Origin of the sequence: Streptomyces sp. NBC_01506 (assembly GCF_045040295.1) — a bacterium.
Lineage (GTDB): Bacteria > Actinomycetota > Actinomycetes > Streptomycetales > Streptomycetaceae > Streptomyces.
In genome coordinates, this window is the sequence record NZ_CP109422.1 from 8,437,462 (window position 1) to 8,459,948 (window position 22,487).

The 22,487-nt window shown below is 72.0% G+C and carries 20 protein-coding genes and 1 pseudogene; 10 read left to right on the top strand and 11 right to left on the bottom strand.

Annotated features, from left to right (window positions below; translation table 11 throughout):
• Nucleotides 1–129: 129 nt before the first annotated feature.
• Nucleotides 130–1,275 (bottom strand): annotated as a pseudogene (locus tag OG329_RS37920) (MFS transporter); the annotation flags it as partial.
• 13 nt (nt 1,276–1,288) lie between these two features.
• Nucleotides 1,289–2,056: an SDR family NAD(P)-dependent oxidoreductase gene (locus tag OG329_RS37925; protein WP_405801319.1), complete on the bottom strand. Its 768-nt coding sequence runs from the start codon at nt 2,054–2,056 to the stop codon at nt 1,289–1,291.
• Between the two features lie 55 nt (nt 2,057–2,111).
• Here OG329_RS37925 and OG329_RS37930 point away from each other — a divergent pair, with 55 nt between their 5' ends.
• Together OG329_RS37930 and msrA are read left to right on the top strand one after the other, a co-directional pair.
• Nucleotides 2,112–3,131 (top strand): ArsR/SmtB family transcription factor, encoded by a 1,020-nt coding sequence (locus tag OG329_RS37930; RefSeq protein ID WP_405801321.1) that lies wholly within the window; start codon nt 2,112–2,114, stop codon nt 3,129–3,131.
• 18 nt (nt 3,132–3,149) lie between these two features.
• Nucleotides 3,150–3,668 carry a peptide-methionine (S)-S-oxide reductase MsrA gene (gene msrA / locus OG329_RS37935; protein ID WP_405801322.1) on the top strand — a complete coding sequence of 173 codons (519 nt, stop codon included), beginning with the start codon at nt 3,150–3,152 and terminating at the stop codon, nt 3,666–3,668.
• Between the two features lie 93 nt (nt 3,669–3,761).
• On the opposite strand, the gene ligD is transcribed toward msrA, so the two are convergent.
• Both ligD and OG329_RS37945 read right to left on the bottom strand, forming a co-directional pair.
• Nucleotides 3,762–4,769: a non-homologous end-joining DNA ligase gene (gene ligD / locus OG329_RS37940; protein ID WP_405801324.1), complete on the bottom strand. Its 1,008-nt coding sequence runs from the start codon at nt 4,767–4,769 to the stop codon at nt 3,762–3,764.
• A gap of 155 nt (nt 4,770–4,924) precedes the next feature.
• A complete protein-coding gene (locus OG329_RS37945) occupies nt 4,925–6,091 on the bottom strand; it encodes an MFS transporter (RefSeq protein WP_405801326.1) in 1,167 nt (388 codons plus the stop codon).
• A gap of 38 nt (nt 6,092–6,129) precedes the next feature.
• Here OG329_RS37945 and OG329_RS37950 point away from each other — a divergent pair, with 38 nt between their 5' ends.
• Entirely contained in the window at nt 6,130–6,735 is a 606-nt protein-coding gene (locus tag OG329_RS37950) for a CGNR zinc finger domain-containing protein (protein ID WP_405801327.1), read from the top strand.
• A 10-nt stretch (nt 6,736–6,745) separates the two neighbouring features.
• Here the strand turns inward: OG329_RS37950 and OG329_RS37955 are convergent, their stop codons facing one another.
• Nucleotides 6,746–6,955, bottom strand: coding sequence for a hypothetical protein (locus tag OG329_RS37955; protein ID WP_405801328.1), 210 nt, complete (start codon nt 6,953–6,955; stop codon nt 6,746–6,748).
• Nucleotides 6,956–7,202: 247 nt separating this feature from the next.
• Between OG329_RS37955 and OG329_RS37960 the strand changes: the two genes are divergently transcribed.
• On the top strand, nt 7,203–7,622 hold the full coding sequence (locus OG329_RS37960) for a hypothetical protein (RefSeq protein ID WP_405801329.1): 420 nt from the start codon (nt 7,203–7,205) through the stop codon (nt 7,620–7,622).
• A gap of 24 nt (nt 7,623–7,646) precedes the next feature.
• On the opposite strand, the gene OG329_RS37965 is transcribed toward OG329_RS37960, so the two are convergent.
• The gene (locus OG329_RS37965; RefSeq protein WP_405801330.1) at nt 7,647–8,315 is read right to left on the bottom strand and encodes a response regulator; all 669 of its coding nucleotides are present in this window, start codon (nt 8,313–8,315) and stop codon (nt 7,647–7,649) included.
• A 17-nt stretch (nt 8,316–8,332) separates the two neighbouring features.
• Nucleotides 8,333–9,556, bottom strand: a complete 1,224-nt coding sequence (locus tag OG329_RS37970) for a sensor histidine kinase (protein ID WP_405801331.1) — start codon at nt 9,554–9,556, stop codon at nt 8,333–8,335.
• 133 nt (nt 9,557–9,689) lie between these two features.
• On the opposite strand from OG329_RS37970, the gene OG329_RS37975 reads away from it, so the two are divergent.
• On the top strand, nt 9,690–10,604 hold the full coding sequence (locus OG329_RS37975; RefSeq protein WP_405801333.1) for an ABC transporter ATP-binding protein: 915 nt from the start codon (nt 9,690–9,692) through the stop codon (nt 10,602–10,604).
• Nucleotides 10,601–11,497 (top strand): ABC transporter permease, encoded by an 897-nt coding sequence (locus tag OG329_RS37980; protein WP_405801335.1) that lies wholly within the window; start codon nt 10,601–10,603, stop codon nt 11,495–11,497. Before OG329_RS37975 ends, OG329_RS37980 begins: the two co-directional genes overlap by 4 nt.
• Before the next feature lie 15 nt (nt 11,498–11,512).
• Here the strand turns inward: OG329_RS37980 and OG329_RS37985 are convergent, their stop codons facing one another.
• Both OG329_RS37985 and OG329_RS37990 read right to left on the bottom strand, forming a co-directional pair.
• Nucleotides 11,513–13,300, bottom strand: a complete 1,788-nt coding sequence (locus OG329_RS37985) for an ABC transporter ATP-binding protein (protein WP_405801337.1) — start codon at nt 13,298–13,300, stop codon at nt 11,513–11,515.
• A 22-nt stretch (nt 13,301–13,322) separates the two neighbouring features.
• Complete coding sequence (locus OG329_RS37990; protein WP_405801338.1) at nt 13,323–15,521, bottom strand: DUF6351 family protein; 2,199 nt, start codon at nt 15,519–15,521, stop codon at nt 13,323–13,325.
• A 166-nt stretch (nt 15,522–15,687) separates the two neighbouring features.
• Between OG329_RS37990 and OG329_RS37995 the strand changes: the two genes are divergently transcribed.
• From OG329_RS37995 to OG329_RS38005, 3 genes are all read left to right on the top strand, one after another.
• On the top strand, nt 15,688–18,360 hold the full coding sequence (locus OG329_RS37995; protein ID WP_405801339.1) for a SpoIIE family protein phosphatase: 2,673 nt from the start codon (nt 15,688–15,690) through the stop codon (nt 18,358–18,360).
• Nucleotides 18,361–18,633: 273 nt separating this feature from the next.
• On the top strand, nt 18,634–19,047 hold the full coding sequence (locus tag OG329_RS38000) for a hypothetical protein (protein WP_405801341.1): 414 nt from the start codon (nt 18,634–18,636) through the stop codon (nt 19,045–19,047).
• The gene (locus tag OG329_RS38005; protein WP_405801342.1) at nt 19,044–19,688 is read left to right on the top strand and encodes an endonuclease; all 645 of its coding nucleotides are present in this window, start codon (nt 19,044–19,046) and stop codon (nt 19,686–19,688) included. The genes OG329_RS38000 and OG329_RS38005 overlap by 4 nt, the downstream gene beginning before the upstream one ends.
• Before the next feature lie 55 nt (nt 19,689–19,743).
• On the opposite strand, the gene OG329_RS38010 is transcribed toward OG329_RS38005, so the two are convergent.
• The gene (locus OG329_RS38010) at nt 19,744–20,061 is read right to left on the bottom strand and encodes a hypothetical protein (protein WP_405801344.1); all 318 of its coding nucleotides are present in this window, start codon (nt 20,059–20,061) and stop codon (nt 19,744–19,746) included.
• Nucleotides 20,062–20,360: 299 nt separating this feature from the next.
• Between OG329_RS38010 and OG329_RS38015 the strand changes: the two genes are divergently transcribed.
• Nucleotides 20,361–20,669: an SCO5918 family protein gene (locus OG329_RS38015; RefSeq protein WP_405801345.1), complete on the top strand. Its 309-nt coding sequence runs from the start codon at nt 20,361–20,363 to the stop codon at nt 20,667–20,669.
• 80 nt (nt 20,670–20,749) lie between these two features.
• Here the strand turns inward: OG329_RS38015 and OG329_RS38020 are convergent, their stop codons facing one another.
• Complete coding sequence (locus OG329_RS38020; RefSeq protein WP_405801347.1) at nt 20,750–22,294, bottom strand: DEAD/DEAH box helicase; 1,545 nt, start codon at nt 22,292–22,294, stop codon at nt 20,750–20,752.
• Between the last annotated feature and the right edge of the window lie 193 nt (nt 22,295–22,487).

Here is a 22,487-nt window from a genome sequence, read left to right on the forward strand (position 1 = left end):
GGAACCGGAACCGGAACCGGAACCGGAGCCGGAACCGGGCCAGGGATGGGATCGGGATCGAGAGTGGGAGCGGGAGCGGGAGCGGGAGCGGAGCCGTTGCCGGGACCGGGGCTCGCGGCCGTACAGCGTCATCAGATGGCGCACCAGCGCGACCCCGGCGAGCAGCGCCACGAGCCCGCACACGCCCCGCCACCCGGCCCGGCCGTAGGTCTGCGTCCCGAGCCAGGATCCGGCGCTGCCACCGAGGTAACCGCACGTCATATAGGCCGTGTTGAGCCTGCTGCGGGCATCGGGGCGCAGAGCGAGGACGCGGGCCTGGTTGGCCACCATGCCCGACTGCATCGCCACGTCGAGCACCAGCGTCCCGACGACCAGCGCGGCCAGGCCCGGTGCGCCGCCCAGCTCGCCGGGGACGAGGATCGCCGCCGCGAGCAGGACCCCGAGCAGACAGACGAGGTTCACCGGGTCCGGCCCCCGGCGGTCCACCAGACGGCCCGCGAGCGGCGTGCAGACCATCGTCACCGCGCCGATCAGGGCGAGCAGCCCGACCGCCCGCGCGCCCAGGCCGTACGCCGGGCCGCTCAGGAGCAGCGCCACGCACGTCCAGACGGCCGAGAAACCCGCGAAGACCGTGGCCTGGTAGAGACAGGAGCGGCGCAGCTCGGGTTCCGTACGCAGCAGCCGTACCGACGCGGCGAGAAGCGCCCGATACGGCTCGCGCGACGACGGCGCCGTCGTCGGCAGGGCGCGGCCCAGGACCATGGCGAGGAGCAGCACGAGAACGGCGGCCACCAGATACGGGGCCCGCCACCCCAGCCACTCGCCGAGCGACCCGCTGAACGTACGCGCCAGCAGCATCCCGCCGATCGAACCGCTCAGCAGCGTGCCCATCACCGCCCCCCGGCGCTCGGGGGCCACCAGCCCCGCCGCCAGCGGTGCCACGATCTGCGCGGCCACCGAGGCGACCCCGACGAGCGCGCCGGCGGCGACCAGCGGCGGCAGCGCGGGCGCGCAGCCCGCGACGAGCAGGCCCACGCCGGTGAGCGCCAGCAGCGTGACGAGGAACGGCCGGTGCGGGAGCCGGTCGCCGAGCGGCACCAGCAGGAAGATGCCGGCCGTGTAGCCGACTTGCGTGGCGGTCACCACGAGTGCGGCGGACTCGGGGGACGTGCCGAGTCCGGCGGCGATCAGCGGGCCGATCGCCTGCGGGAAGTAGATGTTGCCCACGGCCATGCCGCAGGTCACGGCCAGGATCAGGACCGTACGCCGGTTCAGCTCGACGGCCACCTCAGTCGACCGGCCCGCCCGCGACGTACAGGACCTGGCCCGAGACGAACCCCGCGTCGGGGCTCACCAGGAACGACGCCGCGTGCGCGACGTCCTGCGGCACACCCACCCGGCCGACCGCGATGGAGCGCTCCGCGTCGCGCCGGAACTCCTCGAAGTCCACACCGAGCCGCCGCGCCGACGTCCGGGTCATGTCGCTGACGATGAAACCCGGGGCGATGGCGTTCGCGGTGACGCCGTGCCGCCCGAGCTGGAGGGCCAGCGACTTGGTGAAGCCGATCAGGGCGGCCTTCGAACTGCCGTAGTCGACACGGGCCGCGTCACCGACCGCCGAAATACTCGACATGTTGACCACGCGCCCCCAACCGGCCGCGATCAGATGCGGGCCGACAGCCCGGGTGAGGAAGAACGGGCCCCGCAGATTGACCCCCAGCACCGTGTCCCACTGCTGGGTGGTCATGTCCACGAGAGGGGCGCGCGGGCCGATTCCGGCGTTGTTGACCAGGACCGTCGGCGGCCCCAGTTCGGCCGCGACGCGGTCGACGGCGGCGGTCGCCGCGTCCTCGTCGGCGATGTCCGCGCCGACCGCCAGGGCCGTCCCGCCGGCGTGCCTGATGGCCTCGACCGTGCCCGCGCAGTCCGTCTCGTCCAGGTCGACCACGCCGACCGCCAGGCCGTCGCGCGCCAGGCGCAGGGCCACGGCGGCGCCGATCCCGCGTGCCGCGCCGGTGACGATCGCCGTGCGCTGCCCGTTCACTGTTGTTGTCATGCGGGCAGTCCACGGCATCGCCGCCCGGCGGCCAACAGATGTAGCGTATGGCTTAATGATCAGTTACGAGCTGGGTGTCGAGGACCTGGCGGACACCCGCTTCGCGCTCTCGCCCCTCCATGAGACGGTGTGCGGCCTGCGGGTGCTGCGCGACCCCGGACTGTCGGCGCTCCACCTGCCGTGGCGCAGATCGGTGCTGGAAAGCCTGGGCGGGGCGGCACTCGACACCGGACTGCTGATGTCCCTGGTCGGCGACCGGCTGACCCTCCCCGATTTCCTGACCCCGCGTCCGACGACGTTCGCCCCGTCCTTCGACGAGGAGCTGGCCGTCGTACGGCGGACGCCGCCCGCCCTGGTCCGCCGCGACCTGACGGCCGCGCACACGCCCGGCCCGCTTCCCGACGCCCTGCGGGACGCGGCGGCCCCCGACGACGCGCCCGTCGCGGCGCTCCGCGACGCGCTCTGCGCGCTCCTGCGGCAGTACTGGCACCTCGCCGTCGAGCCCGTCTGGAACGGACTGCGACTGCTGCTGGAAGCCGACATGACCTACCGCGCACGGCAGTTGGCGGTGGGCGGCGCCCGTCTGCTGTTCGCCGACATGCATCCGAATCTGCGCTGGGACAACGGCGTCCTGTACATCGACAAGATGATCGGCCGGCACCACGTAGCGGCCCGCGGCCGGGGCCTGCTGCTGGTGCCTTCCGCGTTCGCCCACAAGCCCGCGCCGCCGGTCAGCGCCGAGGAACCACCGCTGCTGGTCTATCCCAGCCGGGGCGTGGCCACGCTCTGGACCCCGGCGCCTGCCGCCGACGCCCCGGCCCTCGTCTCGCTCATCGGCGCGCCCCGGGCACGCCTGCTCCACCTCCTCGGCGAGCCGCTGCCCACGATCGAGATCGCCCGCCGCTTCCGGGTGACCCCGAGCGCCGTGTCCCAGCATCTGCGGGTGCTGCACGCGACGGGTCTGGTGACCCGGGCGCGCGACGGCCGTCAGGTGCTGTACCGGCGCAGTCCGCTCGGCGACCGACTGACACCGACGGACCTCCGCCGCCCCCCACCCGAGCAGTACCGTGTGTGACAGAGGAGGGAGTAACGCATGAGCACAGATACGGCTACGGAGAAGGCGGTCCTCGCGGGCGGCTGCTTCTGGGGTATGCAGGATCTGATTCGCGGTCTGCCGGGGGTGATCTCCACCAGGGTCGGCTATACGGGTGGCGACGTCGCGAACGCGACGTACCGCAATCACGGAACGCACGCCGAGGGCATCGAGATCGTCTTCGACCCCGAGGAGACCAGCTACCGCCAGATTCTGGAGTACTTCTTCCAGATCCACGACCCCACGACCCTCAACCGCCAGGGCAACGACATCGGCCTCAGCTACCGCTCGGCCATCTACTACATCGGTGACGAGCAGAAGCGGGTCGCCGAGGACACCATCGCCGACGTCGAGGCATCCGGCCTCTGGCCGGGGAAGGTCGTCACCGAGGTGGCCGAGGCGGGCGACTTCTGGGAGGCGGAGCCCGAGCACCAGGACTATCTGATCCGCTACCCCGACGGATACACCTGCCACTTCCCACGGCCGGGCTGGAAGCTGCCGGCCCGCAGCGAGCGGTAGGGCATCTGCCACGCGAACGGTGACGGTGTCCGTCCGGCCGATCGGGCGATCGGGCGGACGGACACCGAAGGCCCCGGACGTCGGAGCAACGGGTCAGGTGGGCCGCTCCCGTACGACGTCCTTCGCCTCCTTGTCGTCCCGCAGCCCCACGAAACGCGGATGCCGCAGCATCCCGTCGCGCGTCCACTCGGTGAACGCGATCTGGGCGACGAGCCGGGGCTGCGCCCAGTGCGGAGCCCGCTCCTTCACCACATCGGCGAACGGCGACCGGGAGACCGCCGCCTCGTCCAGCCGCCGGCGCAGCTCCACCAGCGTCGCGTGGTCGTACCCCGTACCCACCTTGCCCGCGTACCGGAGCCGTCCGTCCTCGTAATGACCGAGGAGCAGCGCGCCGAAGCCGACGCGGGAACCGGACGGCTCGGTGTAGCCGCCGATGACGAACTCCTGCCCGCGCTCGCACTTGAGCTTCAGCCAGCCCGTCGAGCGCCGGGGCTCGTACCGGCCGGCGGCCCGCTTCGCGATCAGCCCCTCCCAGCCGTCGGCGCACGCCCGGTCCAGCGACTCCTGGCCGCCCGTGTTGCGGTGCGGTGTGAAGCGCAGCGGTGCCCGGTACGTCAGCGCCCTGCGCAGCAGCGACTTGCGTGAACGCAGCGAAATCGCGGTGAGATCGGCGCCGTCGAGCCGCAGCAGGTCGAACAGGTAGTACGTGACGGCCACGCCGCTGGCGCGTGCCCGGCGGGCGTTGTCGATTCCCATGCGCTGCTGGAGCCGGGCGAAGTCGGTACGGCCTTTGGCGTACGCGACGACCTCGCCGTCCACGGTGAAGTCGGCGCACTCCTGCGCCGCCAGGGCGTCCACGATCTCCGGATAGGTGGCGTCGACCCGCCGCCCGCTGCGCGACAGCAGCCGTACGCCGGAGGAGTCCCGTACGGCCAGCACCCGGACCCCGTCCAGTTTGCGCTCGAAGATCCAGCCGTCACCGAACACCCGCCGGTCGGTGAGGGTCGCGAGCATCGGCGCGGACGCCAGCACGGCGCCCGGCCGCGTATGCCCCAGTCTGCGCCGCTCGTCGGCGGGCAGCGTCTCCAGAAGGCCGCTCATCGCGCCTCGCTTCTCTGCGTCGGTTCCGGACCGGATCAGGGCGCCGGCTTTCGCGGAAGCTTCCCCGCGAGGGAACGGCGAGTGCGCATGTGACCAGGGCCGGTCACCCGTTAGTGGCCACCCGGCGCCCGCGGACATCAGCCCGCCCGACGACATCAGCGTGCACGACGACCGACGGCGCCCCACAGCGCGGCGAGCCCCTGAACACCGGCCGCCGTCAGAAGCGCGCCGGTCGGTGAGCGCGTGGCGAGCGGACCCGCGAGCCCCGCCCCCAGGGCGAACCCGCTGATCTTCAAGCTCGCGCCCGTGGTGAAGATCTGGCCGCGCAGTCGCTCCGGAGACTCCCGGTGCCGTATCGCGAACAGCGCCGTGAGCTGCGGTCCTTCACCGAGGCCCACGAGCAGCACGGCCGCCACGACGGGCACCGGGTGGCCGGTCGCCGCGAGCAGGAGCCCGGCCCCGATGACGAGCGGGCCGTACGCGACGACCGTGTCGGGACGCGTCGGTTGAGGGCAGGCGGACAGCACGGCGTTGGCGGCGAGGGCCGCGACGGCGACGCCGGAGAGCAGGACCGCGCCATGGGCGGGCGAGCCGAAGACGCGCGCGCCGAGCAGCGGGGCGCAGGCGACGAGCATGCCCTGGCCCACGCAGGAGACCACCGACACCGTCGTCGCACGGGCCAGCGGCCGGATCCGTACGATCGCCCGGAACCCGGCGGTCAGGGCGGCGGGGATTCCTCCCGCGGTCGACGCGGCCCGCGCCCGGCGCCTCGGCAGCCCGAACGCCGAGGGAAGTGCCAGGCAGATCAGCGCCGTCGCCACGACCACGCCGGCCGGGGCACCCCACAGCCCCGCGACCGCCCCGGCCAGCGCCGGTCCCGCGAGGCTCGCCCCGTTGAAGGTCAGCGCGTCGAGCGCGTTGGCGCGCGGCAGCCTCTCGTACGGGACGAGGCGCGGCAGTTGGGAGGTCCAGCCGCCGGACAGGGCGGGTCCCAGGAGCCCCGCGGACATCGCGACCAGGACCGTGAGGACGACCGGCACCCGGCCCAGCGTCGCGAGGATGATCACGAGCCCCGACGCGTATCCGGCCAGCGCGCCCGCGAGCAACCGTCCGGGGCGGGCCGACCTGTCGAGGAGCGCGCCGAAGACGGGGCCGCCGATCGCCGCCGAGGCGGTGAGGGCGGCCAGCAGCCAGGACGCGACGGTGGCCGATCCGGTGACCGCGAGAGAGGCCAGCAGCAGGGCGGTCCCCGACATCTCGTCGCCGGTGCGGGCCGCCGCGGCTCCGGCGCCGTACCACCGCAACGCGTCACGCTGATTCATCCGTGTCACGTTACGCAGGTAACTCAAATATTCGCCAGATGCGTTACATTCGCCTGGTGTCCCCAGCGACGACCGGCGACGACTGGTCCACCCGTCACTCCGTACAAGCCATCGCCCGGCGAACCGCCGCGCTCGTCAACGCACTTGACGACGAGAGCGCGTCACCGGAAGCGATCGCCGAGATGCTGCGCGCGCACGGTGAGCGAGGGCGCCTCGAACTGACCGCGCGCGATCTCGCCGAGATGCGCGCCGCAGCCACGGCGCTCCGCGAGGTCTTCGCCGCCACCGACGTCGACGGCGCCGCGTCCACCCTCAACACCCTTCTCGGACGCGGCTCCGGACCCCTCAGGCTGACCTCGCACGGCGGCACCACCCCCTGGCACCCGCACCTCGACAGCGCCGACGAGGCGCCGTGGGGTGAGTGGTTCCTCGCGTCATCCTGCCTGGCGCTGACCGTCCTGGTCTGGGACCGACAGCGTCCGCCGGGCGGTGTCTGCGCGTCCTCGAGCTGCCGCGACGTCCACCTCACGCAGGGAAGCGGACCGCAGCGCCGATACTGCTCACGCCGGTGCGCCACGCGCGAGCGCGTGGCCGCCCACCGGGCCCGCGCGGCCGAGCACGACCCCCGGGTGCTCGGCCGCTGACTTGGGGGCCTCAGAGGCCCGGGGGCGCCGCCGTTGTCGTCCGCGGGAGCGCGATCCGGCCGGTGACGAACGCGCTCCGCAGCCCGAACCGCAGCCCGTCGTCGCGCTTCCCGCGCGACAGCTCCGCGAAGCTGACGTCCCGGCCGCCGGCCTGTCGCGTGGCGCCCCACTCCAGTTGGAACCGCAGCGTCCCCGCCCGACCAGCGAACCGTCCGGGCACGCGTCGATGCCCGCCGCCTCGATCACCTCGCGCGCGCGGCCGGGGAACGCGTCCGGACGGAAGTCGAGCGATGCGTCGAAGAGGAAGACGAAACGCCGCGCGCCGGCCGGTGCCCCGCCCTCGTCGGACCGGCTCGTGCGGTCGAACCCCACCCGCACGTCGCGCTTCGTGCCGCCGTCCGGTGTGACCGGTCGGCTGGGTCCACGGTCAGCACAACCGCAACGGCATCCTCGCCGCAGGTCCGCACGTGCTCGCGATCCAGAGCAACACCGGCCGACTGCGGCGGATCGACCGGGCCACCCGTGCGGTCACCGAGGTGGATCTCGGCGGCCACCGGCTCGTCAACGGTGACGGTCTCGTCCTGCGCGACGGGCGGCTCTACGTCACGCAGGGCAACCTCTTCGACAACCCCGGGGCGCGGGCACAGGTCGCCGTCGTGGAGCTGAACGACGAGCTGACGAGCGGGCGTTACGTGACCGGGCTCGTCCCGCCGCAGGGGTTGCGGCACCCGGGCGCGATCGTGATCGACGATTCGACCGGCCGGGGAGGGGCGGAGCCGACGAGCCGACTCCTCGTCGTCAACTGCCAGTTCGAGCGCTGGCGGGCCGGACTGCCCCCGCTGACACCGCCGTTCACGATCGGCACCGTGCCGCCTCCGGAGAAGTAGCCGCACTCGCACCCTTACGCGACGTCACCGAGGCGGCGGCGACACCAGCCCCATCTCGTAGGCCATGATGACCAGTTGGACGCGGTCACGGGCGTCGAGTTTGCTGAACAGCCGCGCCACATGCGCCTTGGCCGTGGCCACGCTGATGACCAGTTGGCCGGCGATCTCCGTGTTCGACATACCGCGCCCGACGAGGACCAGCACCTCGCGCTCCCGCCCGGTGATACCGGTCACCGCCCGTGCGGGCGGGGCCGGTTCGGGACGGGCGGCGAACTCCTCGATCAGCCGGCGCGTGACACTCGGCGCGATCAGCGCCTCACCGGCGGCGACCACCCGGATCGCCGAGAGGATGCCTTCGAGGGACATGTCCTTGATGAGGAACCCGCTCGCCCCCGCACGCAGCGCCGCGTAGACGTACTCGTCGTCGTCGAACGTGGTGAGGACGACGACACGCGCCGACCCCGCACCGGCGGTGATCAGTCCCGTCGCCTCGATACCGTCCATGCCGGGCATCCGGATGTCCATCACGACGACGTCCGGCCGCAACTCCCTGACCAGTTGCACCGCCTGGGCACCGGTCCCGGCCTCACCGACGACGTCCAGGTCGGGGTGGTCGGCGATCAGGACACGCAGCCCGGAGCGGATCAGCGGCTGGTCGTCGGCGAGCACGACGCGGACGGGAGTCGGAGGCACCCCCGCACCGTCCGCCGTCACCGGACCACCTCCGTCCGCGCGAGCGCGCCCGCCCCAGCCCCAGGCTCCGCACCCGGCAACGGCAGCCACGCCGCCACCCGGAACCCGCCCTCCGGGCGCGGCCCGGCGGTCAGCCGGCCCGCCAGCAGCCCGACCCGCTCCCGCATACCGACCAGACCCCAGCCCCCCGCCCGTTCGATGTCGGCGAACTCGCAGCCCCGCCCGTCATCCATGACCTCGACGGACAGCTCCTCGGGGCGGTAATCGACGGTCACCCGGCAGGACCGGGTCCCCGCGTGGCGTACGACATTGGTCACCGCCTCCTGGACGATGCGGTACGCGGACAGGTCGATGTCCGCCGGAATCGCCCGGCGCGCCCCACGCCACCGCAGCTCGACCCGCACCCCCGCCCCCGCCGCCGTCGACGCGGCCAGTCGCTCGATGTCCGCCAGCCCCGGCGTGGGATCGAGGGATACGGGCTCCGCACCGGGGTCCGGCCCCGTACGGCGCAGGGTCCCGAGTGTCCGCCGCAACCCGGCGAGCGTCTCCCGGCTGGTGGCCTCGATACTGACGAGCGCCTTGCGTGCCTCGTCGGGCTGCGTGTCGATCACCCGGCTGCCCACCCCCGCCTGGATGGCGATGACACCGATGCTGTGGGCGATCATGTCGTGCAACTCGCGTGCGATCCGCAGGCGTTCGGCGGCGACGGCCCGCGCCGCCGTCTGGGTGCGCTGCTCCACGGCGTGCTCGCGGCGCTCCCCGATCGACTGCCCGATCATCCAGGCGGCGACCAGCGCCAGGGCGAGGATGACGAGCGTGCGGATGTAGACGTCCGACCCGGACGTGAAGTAGCTGGCGGAGGCGATCTGCACGAGGAGCGTCGGCACGGCCACGGCCAGCGCGACACGGCGGGTGCGCGAGGCCACGACGTACAGGACGGCGAGATCGTTCGCCAGCACCAGCAGATACACCACCTCCCACGAAGGCCGCTGCGTCAGGGCGGCGAACGTGCCGGTGAGTATCAGTGCCATGGCGGGCAAGGGGTGGCGCCGCAGCAGGGCCACCGGCAGCACGGTGGCGACCGCGCAGAGGGCGAACCGCAGGTTGGTGGAGTTGTAGGGACCGGTGCGCACCGCGAGCAGCAGCACGTACGGGTAGGCGACGGCGCCGCACCAGGCCACGGCCGGGCGCCAGAGCCGGTTGAGGCGTCTGAGCTGCGGAAAGAGCGAAGTGGCCGACATGCGCCGATCGTAACCGTCGCCTCTTCGCCGGGGTATCGGCCCCGAGACGTACGCCCCCGGGCCACTCCCGCCGCCGCCGTTGTGGCCGACGGCCCGATGCCGAACGGACGGGTGCCCGGCCACTGTTGGCCGGGTGATCGAAGTCGACGAACTGACCAAACGCTACGGCGGGACCACCGCCGTCAAGGACCTGAGCTTCACCGTCCGCCCCGGCCGGGTCACCGGCTTCCTCGGCCCCAACGGTGCGGGCAAGAGCACCACCCTGCGGCTGCTCATCGGCCTCGACCGGCCCACCGCCGGAACCGCCACCATCGACGGCCTTCCGTTCCGGGACCGTCCGCGCGGGCTGCGGCACGTGGGCGCGCTGCTCGACGCGAGCGATGTGCACGGCGGGCGCACCGCCCGCGCCCACCTCTCCGCGCTCGCCCGGAGCAACGCGCTGCCGAAGCGGCGGGTGGACGAGGTGCTGCACGAGGTGGGGCTGACCGGTGCCGCCCGGCGCCGTATCGGCGGGTTCTCGCTCGGGATGAGGCAACGGCTCGGCATCGCCGCCGCGTTGCTGGGCGATCCGCCGGTGCTGCTGTTCGACGAGCCGATCAACGGGCTGGACCCGGAAGGTGTGTTGTGGGTACGCGGGCTGTTCCGGCGGCTCGCCGCCGAGGGCCGCACGGTGTTCGTCTCCAGCCATCTCATGAGCGAGATGGAGAGCACGGCCGACGAACTCGTCGTCATCGGGCGCGGCGAGCTGATCGCCGCCGAGAGCGTGACGGACTTCGCGGCCCGTGGCACCCGGTCGAGCGTCACCGTACGCACCCCGGACGCCGCCGCGCTCACGGCGCTGCTGACGGCCGAGGGCGCGGAGGTGACGACGGCGGCGGACGATGCCCCACTCGCGGTGACCGGCCTCGACGCGGCGCGCGTCGGGGAACTCGCCCACCGACACCACATCCGGATCAACGAGTTGACGACCAGCTCCGCCTCCCTCGAAGAGGCGTTCATGGAACTCACCGCCGACAGCGTCGAATACGGCGCGGGAGACCCACGATGACCACGACCGAGACGACCACGACCGAGACGACCACGACCGAGACGACCCCGGCTCACCCCGAGCTCCACCCCGAGCCCCGCCCCCGCCGCCCCCGGTTCCACGACCTGATCGCCGCCGAGTGGATCAAGCTGTGGTCGCTCCGTTCGACCCCCTGGGCCTTCGCGGTGAGCACGCTGCTCGTCGTCGCGATCAACGCGAACGCCGCCGTCGCCGACTACCACAACTGGCCCGGCTACCCCGAAGGCATCCGGGAGTTGTTCGTCCCGATCTGGGCCATGCGGGACGCCTTCACGATCGGCGGCGCGATGGTCCTCATGCTCGCCGCCGCGAGCATCGGCGCGCTGACGGTCGTGGGGGAGTACAGCACCGGACAGATCCGTACGACGTTCGCCGCCGTCCCGGCCCGCCGCTCGGTACTCGCGGCCAAGACCGTCGTCGTCACGGCGGTCACCACCGTCTTCGGCGCCGTCGCCGCCGTGACCTCGTTCGCCGTGACCCAGGCGATCCTGTCCGGACGGAATGTCGGACTGCCCTTCGACTATCCGGAGGCCGCGCGCGTCATGCTGGCGTCGGCGCTCCTCGCGCCGGTGTGCGCGCTCATCGGCATGGCCTTCGGAGCGCTGATCCGGCACACCGCGACCACGATCGTCACACTCACCCTCCTGCTGCTCGTCCTGCCGTCCCTCCTCAACGAGCGCCGCCACGCGACCGCCTCGCTCCTGCACGCCCTGCCCCAGGGAGCGTGGGCCGAGTTGGTGACGGTGGGCGACTCCCCGGTCCCCGAGACCTACCCGACGACGATCGCCGGGACCTGGCTCGTGTACGGAATCTGGGCGCTCGTCGCGGTGACGGTCACCGTCCTCTTCGCCCACCACCGCGACCCCGCCCCCTGAGCCGCCGGCCCGGAGCTACGAGGCGCGGTGCGCGGGCTGGAGCCCGGCGTACACCCCTCCCCGTGTCATCAGCGTGTCGTGCGTCCCGACCTCGGCGATCCGGCCCTGCTCCATCACGACGATGCGGTCCGCGTTACGGATCGTGGACATCCGATGGGCGACGACGAAGACGGTACGGCCGTCGACCAGCCGCGCCAGCGCCTCCTGCACCAGCGCCTCCGAGCGGGTGTCGAGGGCGGACGTGGCCTCGTCCAGGACCAGCACCCGGGGGTCGCGTATGAGCGCGCGGGCGATCGCGAGCCGCTGCTTCTGCCCGCCGGAGAGGCGCGCGCCGCGCTCGCCGACCACGGTGTCGAGCCCGTCCGGCAGCCGGTCGACGAACTCGAGGGCGTTCGCGTCGCGCAGCGCCCGGCGCACCGTGGTCTCGTCCGTACCGTCGAGCCCGTACGTGACGTTCTCGCGGATCGTGCCCTCGAAGAGGATCGACTCCTGCGGTACGACGGACAGAAAGCGGCGGTAACTGCGCAGATCGAGGGCGGCCATGTCCTTGCCGTCCAGCAGGATGCGCCCGGAAGTGGGGCGGATGAAGCCGATGAGGAGGTTCAGCACGGTCGACTTGCCCGCGCCGGACGCACCGACCAGGGCGATCGTCTGCCCGGGGCGCGCGGAGAGGGTGAAGCCCTCCACGGCGGCGTCGGGCGAGCCCTCGTACCGGAAACCGGCGTCCTGGAAGTCGATGCTTCCGGCGACCGCATCCACCTGCTCCTTGCCCGCGTTGCTCTCCAGGTCGGGAGCCTGAAGAACCTCGCCCGCCGACCGTACGGACTCAAGTCCCTTGCTGATGACGGGCGCGAGGCCGAGCAGCGTGACCACCGAGCTGGTCAGGGTGGTGAAGAAGGCGCTCAGCATGACGACGTCGCCCGCCGTGATGGGAAGCAGACCGTGGTACGCGACGAGCGCCGAGCCCGCGAGACAGATCACACCCAGGGAGTTGAGCAGGATCCAGGCGAGCGCGCCGAAGCGCCCGTTGAGCAGATCGAGCCGCACCCCGGCGGCCAGCACCTGACGCAGCGAGCCGTCGATACGGACCATCGCCGCGCCCTCCAGGCCGTGCGCGCGGGTGATCGGGATCAGCGACGTCATCTCACCGACCCGCGACGACATGCGCTCCACCTCGTGGCGGAACGCCGCGTTGTGGCTGCGCAGCCGCCCGCGCAGCCGCACGATCAGGAAACCGGCGGCGGGAACGACGAGCAGGAAGACGGGGAGGAACGACGGCACCCGTACCCCGATGACGACGAGACCGCCCACGAGCGTGATGACGGCGGCCAGCCCCATGTCCGAGGACTGCTGCGCCATTTGCTCCACCGTCTCCACGTCCCTGACCACCTTGGCCTGGAGCACACCGGCGCTCACCCGCGAGTGGTAGCCGATCGAGAGCTGCTGCATACGGCGGCACAGCGCGTCGCGCAGCGACATGCCCACCCGCCGTACGCTCCCGGCCATACAGCGCACATAGAGCAGATGCAGCGGGAGGTTGAGCAGCAGGACGACGAGCAGGACGCCCGCGTTGATCCAGATCCGGGAGACCGGACCGTGCTGTACGACGGTGTCGATGATGTTGGCGGTGATGAGGGGAAGCAGCCAGATGGGGCTGTGCTTCCCGATGAACGCGAGGACGGCGACCGCGAGTCGGCGGCGGTCGGGACGGAAGAGATAGCCGAGGGTCCGTACGGGATGCTCACCCCGGTAGCGGTGGTCGAGTGCCGCCGCTGACGAGGTGGTGGAGACCGGTTGCTGCATGCGCCAAGCAAATCCCTCCGCCTCACGGGCGTGCAACCCACTTCTCACCCGCGGGGTTTACCGACTGCCAGGTGTCCGTGAGCGGTCGCTGCCCCTGACCGCTCCTGCTCCAGTCGCACACCCCGTCCGGGAACGCCGCCCGCAACTGGCGCAGTTCACCGCCCGTGAACGTCACGGCGTAGTCGGCCGGATCCACCGCCTTGCGCCGGCACGCGATCACGTCGTCGGTGAGCGGGGCTCCGGCGACCAGCCTCGGTGTGGGGAACGCCGGGTAGAGCGCGCCGCATCGGCCCGGATTGTCGTAGCCGAGCCGCTGCTCGATCTTCTGCGGCTCCGCGTCCTTGGTCCAGCACGCGTCGGTCAGCCCGGCCGGCTTGTGCGTGACGACGTCCCGCGCGGTCCAGTCCCTCCGGGCGCTGTCCGACGTCAGCGACGTCAGCGACGTCAGCCACGCGTCCATCTCCGTCAGGGCGTAGCGCAGCGCGGGGCTCCTGAGACTGAATCCGTGGCGGTTGTCCTCCGCGAGCATCACCTGGTTGTCCGCGTTGCCGTTCGCCGCCATCAGCCGGGCGCGGGTGGAGAACCCGTGCACCGCCATGTGGATGTCGCCCCCGGGCAGATCGTCGGTGTAGGAGCGGTGGTCGATGACGGGTGTGGTGGCGAGCCCCGCGCCGCCCCACAGGATGCGGCCCGTGCCGTACGCCGCCTCGGTGGCCGTACGGTCGGCAGCCGTCCGCTCCGCGGTGAACTCCGCGTCGCGATCGATGCCCCCGACACGGGAGTTGAGGTCGATGAACTGCTTCTTGTCGATCGCCCCCTCGTTCAGCGCGTCGAGTCCGTACTGCACACCGGCGTTGTCCAGCGGGCGCAGCGCGGCGCCGGTGCGCGGGTCGGTTCCGTACACGTTCACGGTGTGGTCGAAGACCGTGCCCCGCGCCCCGTCGGGGTTGGCGCTCGCGTCGTACCGCTGATCCTGGGGCAGCGCGGCGGGGAACTCCGCGTCCGGGTCGAGACGCTTCGCGCCGTCGCTCAGGTTCGGGATGCTCGCCCGCTCGCGGAATCCGGCGATCGCGGTCTGCTGCTCGGCGCTGAACTCGTCCGGCGCGGTCGCGGTGAAGTAGTGGTCGAGCAGCCGGGAGTCCAGCAGCGTGGTATTGGTCGCCGACGTCACGTCCGGGAAGCTGCACCCGACGATGATGCCGTCGAGCAGACCGGGATAGTTGTCGGCGGTCTGATAGCTCTGGTACGAGCCGCCTGAGCAGCCCCAGCCGATGGTGAAGCGGGGGACGCCGTAACGCTCCACGAAGTGCTCCTTGACCATCATCGTGGTCTCGGACGCCAGCAGGTCGTTGCAGTTGTTGCCGAAGACGTTGAGGGACGAGGAGGCCACGGCGTACCCGCGCCCCAGCATCTCGGTGTCCAGTACGCCACCGGTGTCCGCGCCCTGGGTGTACCAGCCGCCCCGGCAGCCGCCGCCGAAGGTGTACATGAGCCGGCCGTTCCACCCCTCGGAGGGCCGCGCACGCGTCGGCTCGGGCGCGGCGGGGTCGGCCAGCATGGAGATCTGGTAGACGCCCCGGTTGAGCGTGCCGGTCTCGATACGGATGAGGAAGGGCACGCGCGCGCCGGTGCTCGTGGTGGTCGTGGCGAGGTCCGCCGGCCGGCTCGCCGGATCGGCCAGGGGTTTCACGGTCCCGTCCGTGGAGCGGTACGCGTGGTCGACCCGGGTCGCGATCGAGCAGTCCTCGTCCAGCGGCGCCCCCAGCGTGGAGCCGTCGACCAGCTTGAACGACCGCGTACCGCACACGAAGGGCCGCTCGTGCGGACCGCTGATGACAGGACCGGTCGAGGGATGGTCGCGCACCTGGAGCGCCGCCCGTGAGCCGGGCCGGCCGGGGACGGTCGCGACGAGCCGGTTACCGCCCGTACGCAGGGATGTCACCAGACCGGTCAGGGTGCCGGGCGCGGAACCGTCGGCGGTGAACGCGTCCGTCACGTCCGTACCGTCGCGGGTGATCCGTACGTCGTCGGGGTCGAAGCGCCCCGGGACCCCTACGCGCACCAGGACGTCACCGCCGGTCACCACGTCGGGCCGGGTCGACAGCGTGCCGATGGTGAGCCGCTCGTCGTCGCCTGGCCGCTCCGCGGCGGCGCTGGGCAGACAGGTCAGCAGCAACGCGCCCACGGCGAGCGCGGTGGCGAGGACGGACCGACGGGACACGGATGAACCCCCAAGCTCTGCGGACCGGCCGCACCGGTCCGATATGCACGTCACTCCACATCACTCCCGGACCCGCAGAATGGTTCATCCGGCGACGTGCGGGGTCAAGACCGCGCACCCGCGCTCGCGGCTCGCCCACCCTCAGGCAGAGGTGTACAAAGGGATCATGGCCGGACGCGACGGCCGCCGGCGCTCGGTTCTGAAGATGAGAACAGTCGCGGGCCAGGTCTTTCTCCTTCAGGTGGCGATCGTCGTACTGATCGTCGCCGCCGCTTCCGTCGCGCTCGTACTCCAGGGCCGGGCCGACAGCGAGCGCGAGGCCCGCAACCGCTCCGTCGCCGTCGCCGAGACCTTCGCGAACTCGCCGGGCATCCAGGCCGCGCTCAAGAACCCCAATCCCGCCGAAGTCCTGCGCAGACCGGCCGAGCTGGCCAGGGAACGCTCCGGCGTGGACTTCATCGTCGTCATCAACACCAAGGGAATCCGCTACACCCACACGATTCCCAACCGGGTCGGCAAGAAGTTCGTCGGCGATCTCAAGCCCGCCCTGCAAGGGCGTGTCGTGACCGAGAAGATCACCGGCACCATCGGCCCCCTCATCCAGGCGGTCGTCCCCATCACCGACGCGACCGGCAAGGTGGTCGGCGCGGTCTCCGCCGGCATCACCATCAAACGCGTGAGCGCGGTCGCGGAGGAGGAGTTCCCGCTCCTGTTCGGCGCCGCGGGCGGCGTGCTGCTGCTGACCATGGGCGGTACGGCCCTGGTGAGCAGGCGGCTGCGCCGCCAGACACACGGGCTCGGGCCCACCGAGATGACCCGGATGTACGAGCACCACGACGCGGTCCTGCACGCCGTACGCGAAGGGGTGCTCATCGCCGACGGCGACGGCAGACTGCTCCTCGCCAACGACGAGGCCCGCAGACTGCTCGACCTGCCGACGGACGTGGAGGGCCGCTCGTTCGAGGACCTGGGGCTGGTCCCGGGCATCGCGAAGCTGCTGGCGTCCGGCCGGACGGCGACCGACGAAATCCATCCGGTCGGGGAGCGGCTGCTCGCCGTCAGCCAGCGGCCCACGGACCAGGACGGCGGCCCGCCCGGCAGCGTGACCACCCTGCGTGACACCACCGAGCTCCAGGCGCTCACCGGAAAGGCCGACGTGGCCCGCGGGCGGCTGCGGCTGCTGTACGAGGCCGGTACGGAGATCGGTACGACCCTGGACGTCGTCCGCACCTGCGAGGAGCTGACCGAGTTCGCCGCCGCCCACTTCGCCGACTTCGCGACCGTCGACGTGGCCGAGGCCGTCCTGCGGGGCGAGGAACCGACCACGGTGGTGACGGAGATGCGCCGGACCGCTTTCAGCGGCCGGCACGAGGACACCCTGCTCTACCCGATCGGTGAGCTGATCCACTTCGTACAGTCCACTCCGGTGAGCGAAGCCATCAGGACCGGCGAGCCGATCCTGGTCGCGGATCTCACCGCGCTCTCCGGCTGGCACAAGCAGAACCCCGAACGCGCCAGGATGATGGTCGAGCAGGGCTTCCACTCGATGATCATCGTTCCGATGCAGGCGCGGGGGGTGATCCTCGGCCTCGCCAGCTTCTGGCGGTCCACGCGGTCCGAGGCGTTCGAGGGCGAAGACCTGTCCGTCGCCGAGGAGATGGTCGCCAGGGCGGCCGTCAGCGTCGACAACGCCCGCCGCTACGCGCGCGAGCACACCATGGCCGTCACGCTCCAGCGCAGCCTGCTCCCGCGCGGCCTGCCCGACCAGAACGCCATCGACGTCGCCTACCGGTATCTGCCCGCCCAGGCCGGACTCGGCGGGCTCGGCGGCGTAGGCGGCGACTGGTTCGACATCATCCCGCTGCCCGGCGCCCGCGTGGCGCTCGTCGTCGGCGACGTCGTCGGCCACGGTCTGCACGCCGCCGCCACCATGGGCCGGCTGCGCACCGCCGTCCACAACTTCTCCACCCTGGACCTGCCGCCCGACGAGCTGCTGTTCCACCTGGACGAGCTGGTGGCCCGTATCGACCTGGACGAGGCCGTCGACGGAGTCGACGCCGCCGTCACCGGCGCCACCTGCCTGTACGCGATCTACGACCCGGTGTCCGGGAACTGCACCATGGCGCGGGCGGGCCATCTCCAGCCCGTCATCATCCACGACGACGGCACGGCGGTGTTCGCCGACGTCCCCGGCGGCCCGCCGCTGGGGCTCGGCGGACTGCCCTTCGAGACCCTTGAGGTCCATCTGCCGGAGAACAGCCGGCTGGCGATGTACACCGACGGGCTCGTCGAGGACCGGCACCAGGACATCGATGTGGGCCTGGACCTGCTGCGCCGTACCCTCGCCGCCCAGGCCGACCGCACGCCTGAGCAGGCGTGCGACGCGGTTCTCCAGGCCCTGCTGCCCGAGCACCCGCGCGACGACACCGCCCTTCTGGTGGCGCGCACACGCGTACTGGACGGCGCGCACGTCGCCGACTGGGAGATCCCCGCCGACCCGGCGGCGGTGGGCCGGCTACGCGCCGACGTCACACGCAAGCTGACGCAGTGGGGCCTGGTCGAGGAGGCGTTCACCACCGAGCTGATCCTCAGCGAACTGGTCACCAACGCGATCCGCTACGCCTCCGGCCCCATCCGGGTACGGCTGATCCGTGACCGCAGCCTGATCTGCGAGGTCTCCGACCACAGCAGCACCTCGCCGCATCTGCGCCAGGCGGCCGGCACCGACGAGGGGGGCCGCGGCCTCTTCCTCGTCGCCCAGGTCGCCGAGCGCTGGGGCACCCGCTACGGCGCCCAGGGCAAGGTCATCTGGACGGAACAGCCGCTCAGCGCCGGCTGATCGCACGGCTCACGCCGTCTGTCAACTTGGATTCGGCCGTACGGGAGCCGACGAGCGAGGTCCGCCCGGAGCCCATAGGCTTCGTCGGGAGTGCGAATCAGGCACGTCAGTGAGAACTCCAACAGACGCGGTTCCCGCCCGGCATACGTGAACGACGCACGGCCCCGTGAACGACATGCCCGCGTGTTCCACGCACATCTCAGGTCGGCGCGTTCGTGGCCGGCACCGCTCAATCCGGCGCTGCTCAGGCCGGGAAGAGAAAGGGACTGGGTTATGGGGCTGCTGCCGACCGTACTGATATCCCTGGTGTTTCCGGCGCTGATGCTGTTCGTCATGGTGGCGCTCGGGCGCATGGAAGAGATCCTGCTGCCACATCTCCAGGCGCCACGGCCGGAATCCTCCGAGGGGGAGGCGGAGGCCCCCGCGGAGGACTCCCGGACACAGCCGGGGGGCGAGGACGCCCGGCAGCCGGTCTCCGACGCCGAGGCCGAGGACGACGCCCACGCCGAAGGGCCCCACGCCGAGCAGATCCGTATCGCCAACGCCCGCGCCGATATCGCCAGGGCACGCGCGGAAGCCCTGCGCCGCTCCGCCCGGCGCCGCGCCTACGGGACCCCGCGACCGGTGGGCCGTACCAACACGGGCCCGCCGCGCGGCGCCCGGACGACCCCCCTGCGATTCCGATGAACCGGCGCGCTGTCGTGGAGTCCCTGCTCCGCACCCATGGCGGTACCTACGCCGGGGAAGCGGGCATCCGGCTGCGCGACACCCCGCAGCCCCTCTACCAACTACTGGTCCTCGCCCTGCTGTTGAGCGCCCCCATCCGGGCCGGCGTCGCCGTCGCCACGGCGCGCGCCCTCGATGAGGCGGGCCTGCGCAGCCCGCGCCGGATGGCCGCCGCGACCTGGCAGCAGCGCGTCGACGCCCTCGGGCGGGGCGGTTACCGCCGTTACGACGAGAGCACCGCCACCCGACTCGGCGACGGCGCCGAGCTGTTGCTCCGGCGGTGGCACGGCGACCCGCGCCGGATGCGCGCCGAGGCCGACGGCGATGTGATCGTGCTGCGCCATCTGCTCCAGGACCTGCCCGGGATCGGCCCCGTCGGCGCGGACATCTTCCTGCGCGAGGCGCAGGCCGTCTGGCCCGAGTTGGCGCCCTACTTCGACACCAAGGCACTGCGCGGCGCCGAACGCCTGGGCCTCGGCACCGACACGGCGGCGCTCGCCCGACTGGCCGGGGACGCGGGCCCCGCCGCCCTGGCCGCCGCGCTGATACGGGCCGCACTGGACGACGACATCGTCGCGGAACTCGGCCCGTCCGCCGCCTGAGGACGAACCGGCGGGCGTACGGCGGCCACACCGGCCAAGGCCACGAGCCCCGGTGTCAGTACGAGCTGTCGATGCCCGTCACGAACGCCGACCCCAGCGGCGCCTCCCGCGGCGAGAAGCCCGCCTCGTCGAGCGCGGCGCCCGCCACCCGCTTCGCCTCCGCCTCGGCGCCCCGCTTGTTCTCCGCCTCGATCTCCAGCCGGATGCTGAAGGTGCCGCCCTCGTTGACCGTCAGGATGTCCAGGTCCTCGGCCTCACCCAGAGCGGTGTGCTGCGGGTCCGCGGGCCGCAGCCCGCGCAGCAGTGCCGCGCGGGAGTCCGCGTCCAGCTCGCGCAGGAAAGTGCCCGGGACGGTGATGACGTACGCGGTCATACGAACTCCTGGCGTTGACGGCTCTCGCGGTACGGGGTGTGGCTTCACGCCTCACCCTGTGACCTGCCCGGTTTTCCGTCCCGATCACCACCCGGACGACGATCACCGCCCGGATCTACCCGCCGGATTCACCCACCGACCGGCGATTCCCACGGTCTTTTCCGCGAATCGGATTCCGGGCGACACTTATGCTCCGCGAACATTTACCCGGTCGGGCGGGGGAGGTTTCGCTTCCGGGCCGGGGTTTCATGTGGGATGCTGGAGACTCCGCATCTCCCCCTTCTCCCTGCCGAGGCACTATGCGCTGCGTCATCGCCCGCTTCCCCTTCGAACTGGTCAAGAGCGAGGTGCAGCTTGCGATGAAGGGCATCAAGCCCGAGCCGATCACGGGCGAGTCCGTTGTCATCAGCCGCCGTACGTACCCGGTGAAGCAGGTCGGCGAAGTGATCACGCGCCAGGACCGCCGTGACTTCTCCTCCTCCGAGGTGACCCGCGCCCTGACACGTCTCGGCTTCACCTGCCGCAGCGTCCCCGTCCCCGCCCCGGTGGTGGAGCCCAGCCCGCTGGAGACGGCGTCGGCGATGCTCGGCACCCCCGCGCAGAACTGAGCGAATCGCGCGGACACGACATACGCAGAGGGCCCCGTCACCGACCGGTGACGGGGCCCTCTGCGTATCTCACCCGGGGACTACGCGGACCAGCTCCGCGACGACGACTGCCGCGCGGCGCCCGAGCGGCCCTGCCCGGCGCCCGACCCCGACGACCTGCGGCCCTGCGCCGGACGGCTGCGGCCACGGCTGCCCGAACCGCCCTTCGAGCGCTCCGACACGGGCGCGGAGATGACCACCGGCACCCCCGAGGGCGCCTGCGCCCCGGTGATCCGGCTCAGCTCCGCCTCACCGGAACGCACCTGCGCGACCTGCGGCACGATCCCCGCGTCGGCCATCAGCCGCGTCATGTCGCGGCGCTGGTTGGGCAGGACGAGCGTGACGACGCTGCCGGACTCGCCGGCGCGCGCGGTGCGCCCGCCCCGGTGCAGATAGTCCTTGTGGTCGCTCGGCGGGTCGACGTTCACGACGAGGTCGAGATTGTCGATGTGGATACCGCGCGCCGCGACGTTCGTCGCCACGAGCACCGTCACATGACCCGTCTTGAACCGGGCGAGCGTCCGGGTGCGCTGCGGCTGCGACTTGCCACCGTGCAGCGCGGCGGCGCGTACGCCACTGTTCAGCAGGTGCTCGGTCAGCCGGTCGACGGCGTGCTTGGTGTCCAGGAACATCAGCACCCGGCCGTCGCGCGCCGCGATCTCCGTGGTCGTCGCGTACTTGTCGGCGTTCTGCACATGCAGCACGTGGTGCTCCATGGTGGTGACCGTGCCGACGGCGGCGTCGACGGAGTGGACCACCGGGTCGTTCAGATAGCGGCGGACCAACAGGTCGACATTGCGGTCCAGCGTCGCCGAGAACAGCATCCGCTGGCCCTCGGGCCGTACCTGGTCGAGCAGTTCGGTGACCTGCGGCATGAAGCCCATGTCGGCCATCTGGTCGGCCTCGTCCAGGACGGTGATGGCGACCCGGTCCAGCCGGCAGTCACCGCGCTCGATCAGGTCCTTGAGCCGTCCGGGCGTCGCCACGACGACCTCGGCGCCGCCACGCAGCGCCCCGGCCTGCCGGCCGATCGACATACCGCCGACGACGGTGGTGAGCCGCAGCTTCAGCGAACGGGCGTAGGGGGTGAGCGCGTCGGTGACCTGCTGCGCCAGCTCACGGGTGGGTACGAGAACGAGCGCCAGCGGCTGCTTCGGCTGGGCGCGCTGTCCGGCGGTGCGTACGAGCAGCGCCAGGCCGAAGGCGAGGGTCTTGCCCGAGCCGGTGCGACCGCGCCCGAGGACATCGCGGCCCGCGAGCGAGTTCGGCAGCGTCGCCGCCTGGATCGGGAACGGCTCGCTCATGCCGAGACCGGTGAGCGTCGTCATCACCGGCGACGGCATGTCCAGCTCGGCGAAGGTCGCCACGGCGGGCAGGGCGGGCGTGATGGTGACCGGCAGGGCGAACTCGCCGTGCACGGCGGCGGGACGACGGCCGTAGCCGCCGCCGGACCGGCCGGAGGAACCACCCGAGCGGCCCGAGCCGCCGGACTGCGGACGGAAGCGGCTGCCGCCACCGCCGGAGCCACCTGCGCCACCGGAGCGGGTACGTGAGTAACGGTCGTTCGTGCGAGGCGTGCGGTTCATGCTGAACCTCTCTCGATGCGGCACGTATCGAGGAACTCTTGGGCAGAATGACCGCGCAAAGAATCGCAAGAACGAGCCGGGGGAAAACAAAAACAGAGCCGCGCCGGGACGTGAAACGCCGGAACCGGCACGTGGAAATGCTCGGAATCGACCGAGCGTAGGCGACCAGGTCGCCTCGGTACATGGGGTCCGG

Bases quoted from the DNA above. Each gene is read 5' to 3' on its own strand.
- OG329_RS37925 (WP_405801319.1), bottom strand. From the start codon at position 2,056: ATGACAACAACAGTGAACGGGCAGCGCACGGCGATCGTCACCGGCGCG.
- OG329_RS38010 (WP_405801344.1), bottom strand. From the start codon at position 20,061: ATGACCGCGTACGTCATCACCGTCCCGGGCACTTTCCTGCGCGAGCTG.
- OG329_RS37950 (WP_405801327.1), top strand. From the start codon at position 6,130: ATGCGTTACATTCGCCTGGTGTCCCCAGCGACGACCGGCGACGACTGG.
- ligD (WP_405801324.1), bottom strand. From the start codon at position 4,769: ATGAGCGGCCTTCTGGAGACGCTGCCCGCCGACGAGCGGCGCAGACTG.
- OG329_RS37945 (WP_405801326.1), bottom strand. From the start codon at position 6,091: ATGAATCAGCGTGACGCGTTGCGGTGGTACGGCGCCGGAGCCGCGGCG.
- OG329_RS38000 (WP_405801341.1), top strand. From the start codon at position 18,634: ATGGGGCTGCTGCCGACCGTACTGATATCCCTGGTGTTTCCGGCGCTG.
- OG329_RS38015 (WP_405801345.1), top strand. From the start codon at position 20,361: ATGCGCTGCGTCATCGCCCGCTTCCCCTTCGAACTGGTCAAGAGCGAG.
- OG329_RS37970 (WP_405801331.1), bottom strand. From the start codon at position 9,556: ATGTCGGCCACTTCGCTCTTTCCGCAGCTCAGACGCCTCAACCGGCTC.
- msrA (WP_405801322.1), top strand. From the start codon at position 3,150: ATGAGCACAGATACGGCTACGGAGAAGGCGGTCCTCGCGGGCGGCTGC.
- OG329_RS38005 (WP_405801342.1), top strand. From the start codon at position 19,044: ATGAACCGGCGCGCTGTCGTGGAGTCCCTGCTCCGCACCCATGGCGGT.
- OG329_RS37930 (WP_405801321.1), top strand. From the start codon at position 2,112: ATGATCAGTTACGAGCTGGGTGTCGAGGACCTGGCGGACACCCGCTTC.
- OG329_RS37980 (WP_405801335.1), top strand. From the start codon at position 10,601: ATGACCACGACCGAGACGACCACGACCGAGACGACCACGACCGAGACG.
- OG329_RS38020 (WP_405801347.1), bottom strand. From the start codon at position 22,294: ATGAACCGCACGCCTCGCACGAACGACCGTTACTCACGTACCCGCTCC.
- OG329_RS37985 (WP_405801337.1), bottom strand. From the start codon at position 13,300: ATGCAGCAACCGGTCTCCACCACCTCGTCAGCGGCGGCACTCGACCAC.
- OG329_RS37995 (WP_405801339.1), top strand. From the start codon at position 15,688: ATGGCCGGACGCGACGGCCGCCGGCGCTCGGTTCTGAAGATGAGAACA.